Source organism: Rhizobium sp. NFR07 (genome assembly GCF_900111905.1).
GTDB lineage: Bacteria > Pseudomonadota > Alphaproteobacteria > Rhizobiales > Rhizobiaceae > Neorhizobium.
On record NZ_FOKM01000003.1, the window covers coordinates 34681 to 51452 of the forward strand.

Genomic DNA, 16772 nt, shown 5'->3' on the forward strand with positions numbered 1-16772 from the left:
ACAAAAGATAGCTTGGGAAATAGGCGATCAGGCGAGGTCGTCTACCCCTAGACGACCTCGCCGTCCGCTCCTAACGTCCGCCCGGCCCCGTACCGGGGGCGTTCAGGCCGGAAAGGAGAAGCACGAGTTCGGCCTGCCGCGTCGTGCCGGTCTTGTGCATAATGCGCTTCAGGTGCGAACGGGCTGTTTCAAGCGAGATGCCGAGCGAGGCCGCGACCATTTCCGGCGTCTGCGCCATGGCGATGCCGCGCGCGACGCGGGCTTCGGCAGGCGTGAGGTCGAACAGGCCACAGAGCACGCGCATGTCCGGCGGACCGACCTGGCCCACCTGGGTGACGGCGAGAACCGCCATCGAGCGGGAGAAGATGTCGCGGGCGGCGCGGCGCACCGGCATCAGATGCAGGATCAGCGGCGGCTGGCCGTCCCGGCCGAGCATAGGCACCGACTGCACGGTCGGCACGGCCTGCGCCTTGAAGCGCATGATTGCATCATCCATCAGGCCGCGAGCGCCGGCATGGTCCAGAACGAGCCGATCTCCGGCGCCGGTGCGGATGCGCGGCGCCAATGCCTCGAGGTCGGGATTGGCGGCGACGACCTGGCCGTTTTCGCCGAGGATCGCGGCCGGCAGACCGAGCATTGCGAGCGTTTCCGCCATCGACCGCGCCTCGTTGAAGGCGAGCCGCGACGACATGTAGGCGGCGCGGGCGAGATCGGGCTTCAGCGCATCGAACTTCGCCAGGACGTCATCGGAGAAATTGTCGAGCCCCCTGGCGCGCATCAGGCTGATGACGATTACATGGCCGGTCGGCTCCTGAAACACCCAGCCGGCTTCCCAGTCTATGCCGCGCGGCACCAGGACTTCGCGCGTGACCACGTCTTCCGCCATGGCCTGAGGCGTCATCAGGTCCGATGTGCGAACGAAGGAAAATGGAGAATGCTGCATCGCCAGCGCAGGCCGCCTATTGCTGAACCGGTGCTCGCTTACGGCGAACTCGGCAAAGGCGTCGGCGAAATTGGGGGTCGTCACATAGCGGTGTGTGCCGCGCTCATCGACGGTGAATATAGAAGCCGTAGTCGAGCCTGCCGCTTCGGCCAAACGCTCGCATGTTTCGGTCCACAGTTCTGGAACGAGTGCTGCTTCGTAGAGGCGATCCGCCAAAGTGGATTGAGCATTCATGGAAGTAGTTCGAGATTTTCTAACGTTATAATAGACGATAACACCACCCGGGGGCGGAGTATACGCGTCAAACGACGTAGCGAAACCTCGTTGCGGCATCAAATGCTCTCCGTACGATATCGTACGAAACACTAATGCAGCAAAACCTTATTTCCCTTGAGGAGTGGAAATTATTCTATCCACACCAATGCCGTGTCATGCGTTCTGGCCGACGGTCAGCGGCCAGTCAACAAGATAATCCTCAAAATCATCGACATCGACGTCCGTCTCGCTGACGGTGCGGCCCCTGGCCGAAATACCGGCCAGATGAACAGTCTCGGGATCGCCGGAAACGAGCGGATGCCACCAGTAGAGATCCTCGCCGTCGCGCACGAGCCGATAGCCGCAAGTCGGCGGTAGCCAATGGATGTCATGCACCGCCTGAGGTGTCAGCTGGATGCAGTCCGGCACCGTCTTCTGGCGGTTCGGATAGTCGGAACAGCGACAGCTGTCGCCGTCCAGCAGCCGACAGGCAACCGAAGTGAAGACGACCTCGCCCGTGTCCCAATCCTCCAGCTTGTTGAGGCAACAGAGGCCGCAGCCATCGCACAGGCTTTCCCATTCGCCCTGACTCAATTCCTCGAGTGGCTTCAGTTTCCAGAAAGGCAGATCGTTCATCATCACTTTTGCGGCACGAAGATACAAATCGTGTCGGCCGCCCTTTTCGTGTTGCGATTTTACAATCGCGCATCAACCATTTGTCAGCTAATGCTGAATAACCGTGGCCAGCTTATGCTCCTGATCCTTATCGGGGGCGACGTCAAGCAGAAGCATCGCCTTTGGGCGCGGAGGGAGAAGGTTGCAGGACGAGCGCAGACAATCCGATGAGCAGCCGAACGGCGCTTCCGACGCGCCGAAAGGCAAGCTGCGCAAAAAGCGCCACCTGTTTCTGCGCATCGACAGCTGGATCGATTCCACCGTCTGGAACCTCGGCTTCAAGCTGACCGAAGTGTGGGAGGAGATCACCATCTTCTTCCGCCGGTTCCGCGTGCGCGGCTGGAAGAAGCTCGGATTCGAAATCGCGGGCGAAGCGATGACGCTCGGTACGGCTGGCTCCGTCGTGCTTCTAGCTCTCGCCCTTCCTGCCTTCGAGGAAACCAAGGAAGACTGGCGCAATCGCGGCGACTTCGCCGTCACCTTCCTCGACCGATACGGCAATGTGGTGGGCCATCGCGGCATCATCCACGAGGATTCCGTGCCGATCGACGAACTGCCCGATCATCTGATCAAGGCCGTTCTCGCCACCGAGGACCGCCGTTTCTTCGACCATTACGGCATCGACTTCATCGGCCTTGGCCGGGCGCTGACCGAAAACGCCAAGGCGGGCGGGGTCGTGCAGGGCGGCTCGACGCTGACCCAGCAACTGGCGAAAAACCTGTTCCTCACCAACGAACGGTCGATCGAGCGTAAGATCAAGGAAGCCTTCCTGGCGGTATGGCTGGAAGCCAACCTGTCGAAGAAGGAGATCCTCTCCTATTATCTCGACCGCGCCTATATGGGCGGCGGCACGTTCGGTGCTGCTGCGGCAGCGCAGTTCTATTTCGGCAAGAACCTGACCGAGGTCAGCCTTGCCGAAAGCGCGATGCTCGCCGGCCTGTTCAAGGCGCCGGCGAAATATGCCCCGCATGTCAACCTGCCGGCGGCGCGAGCGCGCGCCAATGACGTCCTCTCCAACCTCGTGCAGAGCGGGCTGATGTCGGAAGGCCAGGTGATCGGCGCGCGGCGCAACCCGGCAACCGCCATCGACCGCGCCGACGTGAAGGCGCCGGACTATTTCCTCGACTGGGCCTTCGACGAGGTTCAGCGACTGGCCAAGCAAGGCAAGATCAGGGAGCATTCGGTCGTGGTGCGCACGACGATCGATACCGGCCTGCAGCAGGCGGCGGATGCGGCGATGGAATCGAGCCTTCGCGAATTCGGCGAAGGCTACAAGGTCAAGCAGGGCGCCATGGTGATGATCGAGAACGGCGGTGCCGTTCGCGCCATGGTGGGCGGCCGCGACTATGGCGAAAGCCAGTTCAACCGCGCCACGAAAGCACTGCGCCAGCCGGGCTCGTCCTTCAAGCTCTATACCTATTCCGCCGCGATGGAACACGGCATGAAACCGGAGACGACGATCTCAGACGCGCCGATCACCTGGCGCGGCTGGTCGCCGCAGAATTACGGCCGGTCCTACAAGGGCAAGGTGACGCTGCTGACCGCTATGGCGCAGTCGCTGAACACGGTGCCCGTGCGGCTGGCCAAGGACGTGCTCGGCACGCAGGTGATCGCGGATACGGCCAAGGCGATGGGCGTCGAGACGCCGCTTCGGACCGACAAGACCATCCCGCTCGGCACTTCGGAAGTGACCGTGCTCGACCAGGCGACGGCCTATGCCGTGATGCCGGCGGGCGGCATGCAGTCGCGCCGCCACGGCATCGAGCAGGTGCTGGGCTATGGCGGCGACGTGCTCTACGACTTCAACCGCGATGAGGCGCCGGCCCATCGCGTGCTCTCCGAGCAGGCGACGTCCTCGATGAACCGCATCCTGACGCAGATCCCCTATATCGGCACGGCGCGGCGCGCGGCGCTGGACGGCGGCATCGTTACCGCCGGCAAGACGGGCACCTCGCAGAGCTATCGCGACGCCTGGTTCATCGGCTTTACCGGCAATTACACGACCGCCGTCTGGTTCGGCAACGACGACTTCACCTCGATGAACAACATGACCGGCGGCGCGCTGCCGGCGATGACCTTCAAGAAGCTGATGGACTATGCCCATCAGGGTATCGAGCTGAAACCGATCCCCGGCATCGAAAACCCGCTGCCGACCGGCAAGCACAAGCCGGGCGACGCCGTGGCCGAGAAGAAGGAAGGCGATCCGACCCTGATGGCCCTGACGCGGCCCCGCTCGCTGTCTGCCGAATCCACCCGCGTGCTGAAACAGATCGCCCAGACGCTGAAGGTCGCGGCGCCGCTTGTGCCGGCGACGGCGAAGGTGGCGGATGCAATGACGACGGGCTCGACGCCGGGTGCGCGAGCGGCCGCCGAAGGTCGGACGGACGGAGAAAAGCCGGCGCGCAAACCGGCGGTGATCAGGACGGTGCGGACGAATACGTTGCCGTGAGTTTTTGGTTCTGCGTAGCAATCTCCTCACTTGCAATTTCTGAACGCGGCGCTGCCTCGTTCAGTCCGCAGCGAAATCGAGCATTTGGCTTTCAGCTAAGACACTGATTTTGTGCCCCATCCCATCCCGGCATTTCCCCGAGGGGGAATCAATGTTATCCCTCCCTCACATTCATGCCGAGGACCAAAGTCGACCGTGTTCCGTGTCCCCTTTCTCGTTGCCATAGCGCTTGTCATCGCCTTCGGAGGCGGGATCTGGTCGACGCGGGTTGCGCTCGATGCCACTGTCGGCTTCGGTGCGATCAAACTTGGGCCGTGGGAGGCGTTTCCCGAGGCGCAGACGGAAAAGGCCGATCCTTACGCAAAATCCCACCGGGCCAATGCGGGCCGTATTCTCTATGCCTCGGCGGAGGGCCTGAGCTTTACCGCGCAGACCGACGACAGCGGCCAGCGGCTGACCGGCAACTGCACCTACAGGCTGACCGGCCAGACGCCGACGGCGCGGTTCTGGACGCTGTTTGCCACAGCTCCGAACGGCCTGCCGCCTTCCGCCAATGCCGACCTGCCGGTGGCGCTCAATTCCCGCGCGGTGCTGCGCCGGCCGGACGGATCTCTCGATATCAGCATTTCGCAGAGGGCGCGTGCCGGCAACTGGCTTGCCGTTTCCGGCGCCGGGCCGTTTCGCCTGACGCTGACGCTGCTCGACACGCCGGCGGCCGGAAGCTCCGGCCTGATCGACCTTGCCATGCCCGGCATCCAGAGAATCGGATGCGGCAATGTTTAGGCGTCTTCTCGGCAATTTCTTCTGGCTGAAGATCCTGTTCGCGATCCTGACCGGGCTCGTGGGCGCGGCACTGCTGCATCTGGTCATCGTCATTTCGCTGCCGCAGTTTTCCCAGCGGGATGCCTATACGCGCATCCTTGCGGAGGGCGAGAACCAGCGCTTCTACCGCTTAAGCGAAAAGCCGGATCGTGCCGGGCTCTTGAAGGATGATCCGATGGTGGAGATGACCGTCTGTGCCTTCGACATCAGCGAGGCGCCGGTGCGGCTGACGGCGCCGAATGGCGGCGTGCCCTTCTGGTCGCTCGGCGTCTATGATTCGTCGTCGAACGAGGTCTTTTCGATCAATGACCGGACATCGGCAGACGGCGTCGTCGATGTGGTCGTCGGTACGCCCGCACAGCTGACGGTTCTGCGCAAGAGCCTGCCGCGCGGCTTTGCCCAGACGGTGCTGGTCGAGACGCAGCAGACGGAAGGGTATGCGGCGCTCCGGAGCCTGACCACTCACAAGAGTTTTGGTCCGCTCGTGTCGCAATTCCTGGATCAGGCGACCTGCGCGCCGTTCCAGTGGCGCTCGAGAAGCCAGTTCTAGAGCTGTTCCAGCAAAAGTGCGCATCGGCCTTGCGTCCGGAACTGCGCAAGATCCAAGGATCAGAGTGATTTCGCGTTTCGACGAAAAGCGGAAACGGTCCAGGTCAGTCTCAGTTCTGTTCGTACCGTACGGCGTGGTTCTGGGCCGCGCGGTCCATGCGGTCATCGTAGCGCTCATAACGCACGCCGGTAAACAGCACGATTTCGCCCGTCGCCTCGGAGGCGCCGATCGAGACGCGGCTGGTCTCCAGTTTGCGCCTGTTCCTGTCGCGCCAGACATTCATTACAACGATCTCTGCCATTGCTCGTCTCCATTCAGGGGATCGAGACGGATGAAGACGGCTTCAGTTTCACCCTGCCCTGCCCGGGCCGACGCGCCTCCGCCGAATACGGAAACATTCGCGCCTTTCTCGTCAAAGCGTCCGTTGCCGGATGCAGCGACATTTCATCCATCGGCTCCGCCATGGCCGACGGGTTGCGGCGGCTTTACGCCTTCCGCCTCTTGCCCGGCCACTCTTGCCGGATCTGCGTCGAATTCAGCCATAGCAGGGTAAACAGTCCGTTAATGCTAAAATAGGGTTTGCTTCAAATGTCTCTCAGTATCCCACTGAGAAACGCGGTGTTGCAGATTTGGTTCACCGGAGACGGGCGAATTTGTGGGGCAAGGCGAATGCGGCCTTCCAACGGGCCGGCGCGCATCGCGGGCGACAAGGCCTCGTTTCGTTTCACGGGCGCGGTTTTACGCCGCGATTTACTGTTGCGTACTTACGCGCCCTGACGTTCCGGCATTGAGTTTTCCCACTCATTTTGACCTGGACGAAACGGGGAGCGGGACGATGCAAGGCACGATCAAGGATACCGGAGAGAAAGGCCTGCCGGTCAGCCGTCGCGATCTGATGCTGGGCGGCACCTCGCTCGCGCTTGCGGGTATCGCCCTGTCAGCGCCGGCACGCGCCCAGCAGTCCCCCGCCTCTGCGGGGAGCAAGCCGAACATCCTGATGATCATGGGCGACGATATCGGCTGGTTCAATCCGAGCATCTACCATCGCGGCATGATGGGCTACCAAACTCCCAATATCGACCGCATCGGCCATGAAGGTGCTCTGTTTACCGACTGGTATGGCGAGCAGAGCTGCACCGCAGGCCGGGCGGCCTTCATCACCGGCCAGTCTCCCATCCGCACGGGCCTGACGAAGGTGGGCCTGCCCGGCGCGGATATCGGCATCCGGCCGGAAGACCCGACGGTCGCCGAACTGCTGAAATCGCTGGGTTACAATACCGGGCAGTTCGGCAAGAACCACCTGGGCGACAAGGACGAGTTCCTGCCGACCAATCACGGCTTCGACGAGTTCTTCGGCAATCTCTACCACCTGAATGCGGAGGAAGAGCCCGAAAATCCGGACTATCCCAAGAGCCCGAATTCAGGAAACGTTTCGGGCCGCGGGGCGTGATCCACTCCTTCGCGGACGGGCGCGTCGAGGACACGGGCTCGCTAACCAGGAAACGGATGGAAACGGTCGACCAGGAGTTCTGCGATGCGGCGCTCGATTTCATGGACCGGCAGAACAGGAGCGGCAAGCCGTGGTTCTGCTATTTCAACTCCACCCGGATGCACGTCAACACGCATCTGAAGCCATCGTCCCAGCAGGTCACGGGCAAGGGGCTCTATCCGGACGGGATGGTCGAACATGACGGCCATGTCGGCCAGCTTCTGAAGAAGCTCGACGATCTCGGCGTCACGGAAAACACCATCGTGGTCTACACCACCGACAACGGCGCCGAGGTGATGACCTGGCCGGATGGCGGCAATACGCCGTTCCGCGGCGAGAAGGCGACGAACTGGGAAGGTGGCTATCGTGTCCCGACCGTCATCCGCTGGCCGGGCGTGATCAAGCCCGGCAGCGTCTACAACGACATGGTCTCGCATTACGACCTGATCCCGACATTCTGCGCGGCGGCCGGGGAGCCGGACATCGTGGGCAAGTGCAAGGCCGGATATCAGGCCGGTGCCAAGAGCTTCAAGGTTCATCTCGACGGCAACAACCTGATGCCCTTCTTCCGGGGCGAGGTGAATGACGGGCCGCGCCGGGAATTCATGTACTGGAACGATGACGGGGAGCTTGTCGCGGTCAGGGTGATGGACTGGAAGCTGGTGTTCAAGGCGCAGGAACATGAGGGCATCGGCGTCTGGCGCAACGAATTCACCAACCTGCGCGTCCCCAAGATGTACAATCTGCGCGCCGATCCGTTCGAACGGGGCGACAGTTCGATCGAATATGAAACGTGGGTGTTCGACCGCGCCTTTCTCGTCGTCCCGTCCCAGGCGATCGTCGCCAAGTGGCTGGAAAGTTTCAAGGAGTTTCCGATCCGGCAGAAACCGGCGACGTTCAATCTGGATCAGGTCATGCAAAGCCTGTCAGCGCCTGGCGCCAGCCGATGATGCGGCAGGCAGGCGAGCCCGGTTTTCCCCATTTCAACTGTGCCGAAACGGGGCCATCTTCACCATGCATTAACCGTAACGGGCCTAGCATGGATCACCTAGGCATGCGGGTGGAAGAGTTGTCCGTCCGCGGGCCACCGGGAGTTCCCCAGGCAGGGTAGATGAAGCGTCGGCTGCCTTGCGGCGGTTCAACCATTTGTCAGCGCCTCCTTTTGTATTGCGTTTGTGAGATTGCCGTGACGAGTGAGTTTCGAGAGCTGGAAAGACCGCAGGCCATGCGCAAGAAGGACGTGGTTTTGTTGGCGACGGTGACGAGTTTCGAAGGCCTTTCGCATCCGTCCAAATCGGAACTGCGTCAGTTCGCCGAATTGTTCGCGCCGCTCTACACCGCCTCCTCCGACGAAGCCCGCCGCCAGGCCGTGGCAGCCCTCTCCCAATCACCGAACGTGCCGGCCGCCGTCGCCTATTTCATCGGCTGCCAGCCGATCGCCATTGCCGCGCCGTTCCTTGCCGTTTCCAAATGCCTTTCCGACGAGGCACTGGTCGCCATCGCCCGCACGCAGGGCATCGACCACGTACGCGCCATCGTGCGCCGCGAGGCGCTGTCGCCGACCGTCATCGACGCGCTGGTCGGCCTGCGCCATGACCGGGTGCTGCTTTCCAACGCGCCGGCGGCCGAAGAACCGGTCGAAATCGTTGTCTCATCCGAGCTACCCGCACCTCCTGCCGAACCCATGGACGGGCGCGCGGCGCGGGAAGAGGACCTCCGCAACCGCATAAAACTTCTTGCCGCGCATCTCGACCGGGCGCCTTCGGATCGGGTCGGCCTGCGCACGCTGACGCCCACGCAGGAAGCGCTGCTGGTACGCTTTGCCCGCAACCGCGAGGCCGGGTTTCTGGCTCGGGTGCTTTCCGACATACTGGTGACCAGCGTCTGGCTTGCCGAACGGGTCATGCTCGACCTTTCCGGCCAGCAGATGGCGATGCTTCTGAAAAGCCTCGGCATGCGGGCGGAAGACGGCTGCTACATGCTGACCCGGCTTTACGGCCACCTGGCGGAGATGGACGGCGACAAGCCCAAGGTCGAACGCCTCTGGGACGCGCTCGACGAGGACGAATGCGGGCGGCGCGTCGAGGCCTGGCGCAAGGCCGACCGCTATACCCACGGCAACGACATTGGCGATATCGAGCAAGCCGCCGACCGGCCGCTGCGGACATCCGCCACGGTGCGCCGCAACGTTGTCGGTTCACGCAGCCGCTAAATCCATTCCAAGGACATCGGGATGCCCCGAGCCTTAACTGTCTTCCGCCACCAGCGGGAACAGGCCCTCGGTCTCATCTATCTCCAGTTCGACCACCCAAAGATCGCTGTCGAAGCGAAGTTCGCGGTCGAGTGCCTCGCGCACGGCATCCGCTTCGGCATCGACAAGGCGCGTCTCGAACTTGCGCTGGCCGTCGTCATCCTCATCGAAGAAATTCTGCGGCGCCGGTGCATAGAGGCTCTCGCGCCCGTCGCGGCTTCGCGTGCGGATGAAGATCGCTCCCGCCTCCTCCGCCCCCTTGTGCTCCACGGCGGCGAAACCGCCGAGTGAAAAGACCCGGCGGACAAGAGCGGAGACGTAGATATCGGACCGAAGGCGCATGGCTCGCGTCTTAGCGCATTGGTGGGACAAGCGGAATGGGGTTTGGACCGGTGGGCGGAATGAACGCTGCCCCTGGGCGAGCCCAGAGGCAGATCTCGATCACCGTTTCGGGCGATATCAGCAGTTTCCGGACCCCGACGACCCGGTGGTCGTTTCACTGGTCGATGCATTGGGAGCACTTTTGGCAGCTTCACCCGTAGCGCTGGCCTTGCCGCACGGCGAATTGTTCTGACCGCCGTCACTGCTGCTCGTTCCGGAACTGCTGCCGGAACCCGAACCGCCTGCGCCGGAACTGTTTCCAGACGAGGACGCACCTGAACTGCCGGAAGATGACGACCCGCCATCGGAGCCCGACCCTGAGCCGCCGCCGGAGCTTTGAGCGAAAGCAGATGTTGCCAGACCGATCGACAGCGCGGTTACCGCAAGAATTTTCATCATTGGGATGTTTCCTCAGTTGACCCTACGCGGCCCCAACCGGGCAAAGTGCAGTTCGTTCCGATGATGCGAGGGATCGACGGCAGGCGGACGAGTTGCGTTCGACGGTCAAATTGTTTGACCAGGCGCCCTGTCTCCCGTCATCGCATCGCCTCTGCGATCCGCAGCAGCGCCGCGTATATGATCCCCGGATCATCCGGTGCGACCGCATCCCGCGCCCGGGATTCCGCGTTGGCGACGATTTCGTGGGCGGCAAGCAATGCCGAACGTCCCTGCTGTGTCAGTTCAGTCGTCAGAACCCTGCCATGCACCGGGTGGGCCGTTCGCTTGACGAGGCCATCCCGTTCAAGGGTGACGATGATGGCCTGCATCGTCTGCGGCGTGACGAACGCCCTGCGCGCCAGTTCGGCATTCGACATGCCGTCACTGAGCTCGAGTCCCGCCAGGACCGAGCATTGCGGCGTGGTCAGTCCGATGTTGCGAAGTTCCTCATCGAGATGACCGCGAAGCGCCTGCTGGGCGCGTTTCAGCGCGTATCCGAGCGAACGGTAGGTGTCATCAATCGGCGGCTCGATCAGGCTGGACATATCAGGGCCCTTATATTATTCATGTATCAGCGCCCTGACATTAGCGGGCCTCACGCAGAAAGGATAGACAGCCCATGCCTCGCCTCATTGGACCGGATTTCATCGGAATACAGACGAAGGATCTCGACGCCGCACGGAGCTTCTATCAGGACATTGTCGGGCTTATCCCATCGCCCAAGGCCCCTCTCGGCGCGGTTGTCTTTGAAACGCATCCGATCCCTTTCGCCGTCCGTACGCCGGTCGAGGACTTTGACGACACCGACAAGCTCGGAGCCGGCATCGCGATCTGGTTTGGCTGCGACGACGCCGATGCCCTGCACGCGCATCTGATCGAGCGCGATGTGCAGATAGCATTCCCACCAAAGGACGGACCGTTCGGTCGTTACTTCGCCTTCGTCGACCCGTTCGGCTATACGATTACGGCGCATACCGTGCCGACCACATGATTTAGACATCAATTGCGAAAACGCCGGCACGGCCTTGCGCTCGTGCCAGCCAGACAGGAGTGCTTGGTCCGTGCCGGCCAATCACTTTTCAGCAGAGGGACCGGATCGTCGCGCCAGTCAGGATCTCAGCAACGGTATAATTGCCGGATTGCCGCCTAAAAATAAGCCAGGCACCAGCCGGGGCCGCGAAGCCAGCACTGCTCGGCCGGCAGCGCATCGCTGCGGTAGAGCCGCGTTACCCGCTTGTGCTCGCCGCTCTCGAATGCCGCCGCGAGCGCCTTTTCTGATTCCGCGTCGCGCATTCCTTCGCAGGGGAAGATCGCCACCGGGGAGATCCATTGCGCATGGAACTCCCCGCCCCTGCGCGTCACGAGGAATACCGCTCCGCGCAGGTGCATGTTGCTCCAGTTGGCGCTGGTAAATCCGAGATCGGTCGTCAGCGGCAGGATCAGCCTCCCGCCGTCGTTGAGTCGGTCCAGCCATGTATCTGCCGGTCGGGTCGCTCCTGCATTCACATAGATCACATCGGCTCCATCAAAGGCCACGGCGCTGCCATCCCCCTGGATGACGGAGACATTGCGGTAGGGCTCAAGATTTTCTGTCGCCCGCGCGGCAAGCTCGGGCTCGAACTCGATCGCCGTCACCCTGCCGGATGGGGCAACCATTTGCGCCATAATCGCGGAATAATAGCCGGCACCGGCGCCGACATGCACGATATGCTCGTCCATGCGCGGCGCGGCATTCGACAGAAGGAAGGCATGAAACGACGGCTGACCGTTGTTGATGTGGCGCTCGGGAATGATACCGACGATCTCATCGGTATAGAGATGGACCGGATCTGCGTTCGGAGTTGGAACATAGGCCTTCCGCATCCGGAAGATCGGCCATGGGCCGGGACCAAGGAAATTCTCTCGCGGCACTTCGGCAAAAGCCGCTTCGACACGCTCATCGACAATTTTGACAGCCGCCGTGATCTGTTTTGCATAGGCGCGGCGCAGCAGTTTCAGTTCGTTTGGTGTCATCAACAGAACCATCTCCCATGAATCCCGGACGCGGTATCGAGCCTGTCTGTTCCTGGCCGATCTTCCGAAGGCGGAGGGAGTGGACTTCCGTCGGCCGGCCATCCCTATCGGAGGGCAGGTGCCTCGGGATCATCAGGTTACGAACGGCATGATATCCACGCCGTCGCCGGGAAAGACGGTGATGTGAGGGTGGTCCTGGAAAAGCCTTGCTGCGGCATCCGCGGTTTCAGCCTCGACCACCAGATAGCCGCAGAGCGGATTGGCCGCATCCGCGATGCCGTCCTTGGTGATGCGCGTGGTCTTCCCCACCATGCCGCCATGATCGAGGATCGATGCGGCGTTTCTTTCCAGCCACGTTGCCCACTGCTTGATGCCAACGGCATCGATGGCGTCCTGCTCGGCCTTGGGCAGGCTCCGAAAAGCCGCAAAATCCTCGTGCTTCATGGTGTAGACGGCAAGGAAACGGGGCATGGGCCACCTCAATGGTCTTCGATAGTCACCAGCTTACATGGGGTGCGTGCGGGAAGCATCCATGGATTTCCATGCTGGCGCAGGTCATTGGATAACCGCTCCTGGTGCTTCTCCGCCGTGACGACCCTTGGCCCAAATGCGTCATCTGCCTTCAGCAAGCGCCGCGGCATGGTGGCTATTCAGTGAAAAAAGCAGTACGCGGCCTGGGTGGGATGAAACAAAAGGTATGGATCGGCGCGAGGCGGTCAATCTCGGGTCACCATCCGGTTATTGCCGCCGTCGCCGCAATGAAAGCACTTTCTCGCGCAGCGCAGCAAGGCCGGCAGCCTTGGCCGAAGGAGCGGGTGCCGGTTCAAAGTAGCGTTCCGGCCGCGCCAGGAAGGTGGAGCGGATCAGCGTTTCGGTTTCAGGATAGACGTCGACAAAGGTGAGAAGCCTTTCCTGTCGCCCGTCGTGAAGGTGCAGCCGAAGCACGCCGTCATAGGGAAAGACGTAATAACCGAGGAACCAGGCCTCTTCGCCGGCCTCCATGGTGCAGCCGCCATTCGAATTCACGGTCTCGACGCAGCGGTAATATCCGCCGAACATAAAAGGCGCGTAATCGAGGCCAGCATTGCGACCATCGGCAAAGATCCGCAGATGCCCGAACTCGCTGGTGAGATAAGTCGCTTCGATCGCGTCAACCCAAGCCTGATCCGCCGCGCTGATCTTTTCGCGTCCTCTCAGCAGCCGGAACAGGGAGTTCATCACGTATCTTTTCCATCCCCTTAGTGCGGATCGACGCAACCTGACACCGGCGGCTGGATATGGCCAGAGGGACTTGCAGCTGAATGGACGGGATCAGAGGGCGCCGATGGCCTTCAGCTTCTTCAGCACCAGTTCGTCCGGCTCGCCGGTTTCCGGCAGCCGGTAGTGCCTCTGGAAGCGCTTGATCGCGGCCTTGGTCTGGGTGCCGGCGACGCCGTCGACCTCGACATCGGTATAGGCGATGTTGGACAGGCCCTTCTGGATCTGCAGCACCATCTGGGTCGCGGGCAGCGGGTCGCTCGAGCGTTGCTGCTGCGGCTGGGGACGGGCCTGCGCCCGTGTCTGCTGGGCGCGGGGAATATCTGCCGGCGGTGTCATGTTCGGCTGGCGCTCGGCCGAGCGGATTGCCGCCGTGATCGGGTCTTCCGAACGCACGGCGACCTTCTCCACCGGGCGGGCCGGCTGGGATCTGGCGGTCTGCACGGCAGGCTGCACCGCCGGGCGGTCGTTCGGCAGGCTGGCGACGTTGACCGGGCGGATCTCGCCGCGCGGCGCCTGGCGCGGAATGGGGGTCGGCAGCACCGATGTCGCATCGCGCGCCGTGGATGCGGCCGCATCGGGCATGGCGGAAGAGGATTGAGCGGAGGAAGGCCGGCCCTGCATCTGCAGGGTGGCCAGAAGTTCCGGCGTCGCGTAGCCGCGCTGCGGCAGGCCGGTACTCTCCTCGAAGAACAGGATGGCGGCCTCGGTGCGCGGGCCCATCAGCCCGTCATCGGCGCCGTCATAAAGGCCGCGGCGGGAAAGCTCGCGCTGGATGCCGGCCACGAGTTCGCGATCCGGCGCCGGCTGGCCGCCGATGATGCTTTCGATCGTGTCGCCACTGGGCTGGGGAGCCGCGCCCGGCGCAGGCTGCCGGTTTGCGGCCTGCTCGGCCGGTGCGTCACCAGTGCGCTGGATGGTCGTCTGGGTCTGGCCGCCCACCGGTGCACGTTCGATCCGGAAGGTGGTGACGTCGCTCGGATCGGGCGTTTCCCGCGTGCGGTAGCCGGCAATCGCATTCGGATGGCTCGGGTCGCGGGTCGCGAGGAAGGGCGACGGATGATGGCCCGGCTGGTACCAGAGCGCATTGGCGGCGACGAAGGAGAAGACGACGATGAAGATCGCCCCGCCGGCGGCCGGCCGGGGGTGACGTGCCACAAGTGCAGCGGTGCCCGCCAGGAGGCGGGACAGAAGGTTCTTTTCCTTCTTCGTCCTGCGCCTGTCAGGCGCTTTTCGCTTCCGCGTGGTCATTGTTCAGGTCCTGTTTCAGTCCGGCCTCGATCATCCCGGCCGCATTTGCTCCAATTTGGCTCACGGTCACCTGTCCGGCAAGGCCGGGCCTAGCTTCATTCATGCCTTTCGCCTGAACGCCCACCAATCTTGGCGGGAATTCGGCCGTTTCGATGACGATGCTTTCGTCATCCACAACGGAATCAGGTCCATCGGCCGGCAGCGTGATGGTCACGACCGTGCCTTCGCCGGGCTTGCTGGTGATGGCGAACGTGCCGCGATGCAGGCAGACCAGTCCCTTGACCAGCGCCAGGCCGAGGCCCGTGCCTTCGTAATGGCGGGCATGGTCGCTTTCCACCTGGGTGAAGGGCTGGCCGAGCGTGCAGAGCTTTTCCGCCGCAATCCCGATGCCGGTATCGCTGACGGTGATGACGAGATCATTGCCGCGGATTGCCGCATCCATCGAAACGACGCCGCCGCGCTCGGTGAACTTGATGGCGTTGCCGGCGAGATTGATGAGGATCTGCTGCAGGGCGCGGCGATCGGCGATGACTTCACGCATGCCGCGCGATGCCCGTGCCGTCAGCGTCACGCCCTTGTCGCGCGCCTGCAGGTCCAGCATGGCGCGGCAGGCTTCCATCGCGTCGGCGGCGCCGAAGGGCTCGACCAGCAGCTCATAACGTCCCGCTTCGATCTTCGACATGTCGAGCATGGCGTTGACGACGGAGAGAAGGTGGCCGCCCGACTGGCGGATGAGCCCGACATATTCGCGCTGGCGATCGTTTTCGAGCCTGCCAAAATATTCGCCGGCGAGCACGTCGGAAAAGCCGAGAATGGCGTTGAGCGGGGTGCGCAGCTCGTGGCTGACGGCGGCGAGGAAGCGCGACTTCGTCTCATGCGCTGAACGGGCGTCCTCGATGCGGCGCTCGGCCTCCTTGCGCAGACCGTCCAGTTCGGAAAAATCGAGCGCCTGGGCAAGGATCTGCACGAGATCGCCTTCGGCATTGCGGATGGCGGTAAAATCGAGACGGACCGGCATGAACTGGCGGCCGTCGGCCGGCGACAGGGCCTTCTGGACCCGGACGTCGACACAGGCTTTCGCAGCCCCCTGGCGCAGGGTGTCCAGCGCCTGGAGGAGCACGATCTGGTCCGACACGTGAACGCGTTCGACCAGCATCTCGCGGGCGCATTCGCGCAGGGATGACGGGAAGGTGTTGCGATCACGGCCGCCGGCCTTGACCACCCTGCCCTGCACATCGAGTGACAGCATCAGGCCGGGCGACGCTTCGAAGGCGAGGTCGTCGGAGAAGGCAGGCGATTGCGGCAGCGGGCGCGGGCGTGCGAAGGCGGCAGCAACGGCGATAAGGGAAACGGAGAAGACGGCGGCAACGCCGACGGGAAGTGCGAGGACCGGGCTCATCACGCCCGTCAGGGCCAGCGGCGCCAGCGGCAGGGCGGCACCGGCGGCAAGCATGATGCGGCGCAGAAGTACGACGTCGCCGGCGCGAAGCTCTTCGCTCGCGGCATCCTCGCCGACCTCTCCCATGGCTCGCATAAGCCAGCGCTCGGCGGTCTGATCGACCGCCCTCACGGCTCTGCCGGCAATGTTATTCAATACGCGCACGCAATACCCTGACACGGACTCAACTTGTGGCGTCACATTAGGCGTCCGCGACTTAAGGAAAGGATAAGAATGACGCCTCCGGAAGTCCGCCAAACGGACGGTTTTCCAGGTTTGGGACAGATCGGCAAATAGTTCTCGGCTTTTGGTTAACGGGGCGTAAGCGGCGGATTTGGTTCAATTTTTCGAAATGCATTAACCAGTGTGGCAGACGGGCTGCGATGAAACGCCTTGCCTTTGGGGGGAGCGCCCCATTTATGCTTAACGGGTATAGCTAGAACTTGTACCAAAAGCCGTAGACCTACTGCAGATGGATAGGCTGGACGCCGCGAGAAAGGTCAATTCGATAAAATTTTAGGAAAATTCGAGCGTCGGCGTCAAAGGCACATTTGCTTCCT

General features: G+C 62.7%; 16 protein-coding genes and 1 pseudogene. 7 read left to right on the forward strand and 10 right to left on the reverse strand.

Annotated elements, in window-relative coordinates; genetic code table 11:
• Window positions 1-70: 70 nt before the first annotated feature.
• A complete protein-coding gene (locus BM216_RS07030) occupies window positions 71-1177 on the reverse strand; it encodes a helix-turn-helix transcriptional regulator (protein ID WP_177230728.1) in 1107 nt (368 codons plus the stop codon).
• 195 nt (window positions 1178-1372) lie between these two features.
• Window positions 1373-1834, reverse strand: coding sequence for a YcgN family cysteine cluster protein (locus BM216_RS07035; RefSeq protein ID WP_092998420.1), 462 nt, complete (start codon window positions 1832-1834; stop codon window positions 1373-1375).
• Between the two features lie 247 nt (window positions 1835-2081).
• On the opposite strand from BM216_RS07035, the gene BM216_RS07040 reads away from it, so the two are divergent.
• The 3 genes from BM216_RS07040 to BM216_RS07050 all read left to right on the forward strand — a co-directional run bounded on the left by BM216_RS07040 (window position 2082) and on the right by BM216_RS07050 (window position 5694).
• Window positions 2082-4322, forward strand: a complete 2241-nt coding sequence (locus BM216_RS07040) for a transglycosylase domain-containing protein (RefSeq protein ID WP_244530130.1) — start codon at window positions 2082-2084, stop codon at window positions 4320-4322.
• Between the two features lie 195 nt (window positions 4323-4517).
• Window positions 4518-5105, forward strand: a complete 588-nt coding sequence (locus BM216_RS07045) for a DUF1214 domain-containing protein (RefSeq protein ID WP_092997155.1) — start codon at window positions 4518-4520, stop codon at window positions 5103-5105.
• Window positions 5098-5694, forward strand: coding sequence for a DUF1254 domain-containing protein (locus tag BM216_RS07050; protein ID WP_092997158.1), 597 nt, complete (start codon window positions 5098-5100; stop codon window positions 5692-5694). The genes BM216_RS07045 and BM216_RS07050 overlap by 8 nt, the downstream gene beginning before the upstream one ends.
• A gap of 109 nt (window positions 5695-5803) precedes the next feature.
• Here BM216_RS07050 and BM216_RS07055 read toward each other — a convergent pair whose 3' ends face one another.
• Window positions 5804-5995: a hypothetical protein gene (locus tag BM216_RS07055; RefSeq protein WP_092997161.1), complete on the reverse strand. Its 192-nt coding sequence runs from the start codon at window positions 5993-5995 to the stop codon at window positions 5804-5806.
• Here BM216_RS07055 and BM216_RS07060 point away from each other — a divergent pair.
• The 3 genes and pseudogenes from BM216_RS07060 (at window position 5995) to BM216_RS07070 (ending at window position 9395) form a co-directional block, all read left to right on the forward strand.
• Window positions 5995-6270 carry a hypothetical protein gene (locus tag BM216_RS07060; protein WP_092997165.1) on the forward strand — a complete coding sequence of 92 codons (276 nt, stop codon included), beginning with the start codon at window positions 5995-5997 and terminating at the stop codon, window positions 6268-6270. The genes BM216_RS07055 and BM216_RS07060 overlap by 1 nt on opposite strands.
• Window positions 6271-6529: 259 nt before the next feature.
• Window positions 6530-8133 (forward strand): annotated as a pseudogene (locus tag BM216_RS07065) (arylsulfatase).
• A 236-nt stretch (window positions 8134-8369) separates the two neighbouring features.
• Window positions 8370-9395 (forward strand): DUF2336 domain-containing protein, encoded by a 1026-nt coding sequence (locus tag BM216_RS07070; protein WP_092997168.1) that lies wholly within the window; start codon window positions 8370-8372, stop codon window positions 9393-9395.
• A gap of 33 nt (window positions 9396-9428) precedes the next feature.
• Here BM216_RS07070 and BM216_RS07075 read toward each other — a convergent pair whose 3' ends face one another.
• Entirely contained in the window at window positions 9429-9776 is a 348-nt protein-coding gene (locus tag BM216_RS07075) for a DUF1491 family protein (protein ID WP_092997171.1), read from the reverse strand.
• Window positions 9777-10351: 575 nt separating this feature from the next.
• The gene (locus tag BM216_RS07080) at window positions 10352-10798 is read right to left on the reverse strand and encodes a MarR family winged helix-turn-helix transcriptional regulator (RefSeq protein WP_092997174.1); all 447 of its coding nucleotides are present in this window, start codon (window positions 10796-10798) and stop codon (window positions 10352-10354) included.
• 74 nt (window positions 10799-10872) lie between these two features.
• Between BM216_RS07080 and BM216_RS07085 the strand changes: the two genes are divergently transcribed.
• On the forward strand, window positions 10873-11244 hold the full coding sequence (locus BM216_RS07085; protein WP_092997177.1) for a VOC family protein: 372 nt from the start codon (window positions 10873-10875) through the stop codon (window positions 11242-11244).
• A 155-nt stretch (window positions 11245-11399) separates the two neighbouring features.
• On the opposite strand, the gene BM216_RS07090 is transcribed toward BM216_RS07085, so the two are convergent.
• The 5 genes from BM216_RS07090 to BM216_RS07110 all read right to left on the reverse strand — a co-directional run bounded on the left by BM216_RS07090 (window position 11400) and on the right by BM216_RS07110 (window position 16377).
• Window positions 11400-12266 carry a protein-L-isoaspartate O-methyltransferase family protein gene (locus BM216_RS07090; RefSeq protein ID WP_092997180.1) on the reverse strand — a complete coding sequence of 289 codons (867 nt, stop codon included), beginning with the start codon at window positions 12264-12266 and terminating at the stop codon, window positions 11400-11402.
• 132 nt (window positions 12267-12398) lie between these two features.
• The gene (locus tag BM216_RS07095) at window positions 12399-12737 is read right to left on the reverse strand and encodes a hypothetical protein (RefSeq protein ID WP_092997183.1); all 339 of its coding nucleotides are present in this window, start codon (window positions 12735-12737) and stop codon (window positions 12399-12401) included.
• A gap of 267 nt (window positions 12738-13004) precedes the next feature.
• The gene (locus BM216_RS07100; RefSeq protein ID WP_092997186.1) at window positions 13005-13484 is read right to left on the reverse strand and encodes a hypothetical protein; all 480 of its coding nucleotides are present in this window, start codon (window positions 13482-13484) and stop codon (window positions 13005-13007) included.
• Between the two features lie 93 nt (window positions 13485-13577).
• On the reverse strand, window positions 13578-14774 hold the full coding sequence (locus BM216_RS34595) for a peptidoglycan-binding domain-containing protein (protein ID WP_244530111.1): 1197 nt from the start codon (window positions 14772-14774) through the stop codon (window positions 13578-13580).
• Window positions 14746-16377 (reverse strand): sensor histidine kinase, encoded by a 1632-nt coding sequence (locus BM216_RS07110; RefSeq protein WP_143102744.1) that lies wholly within the window; start codon window positions 16375-16377, stop codon window positions 14746-14748. Before BM216_RS07110 ends, BM216_RS34595 begins: the two co-directional genes overlap by 29 nt.
• Window positions 16378-16772 lie beyond the last annotated feature (395 nt).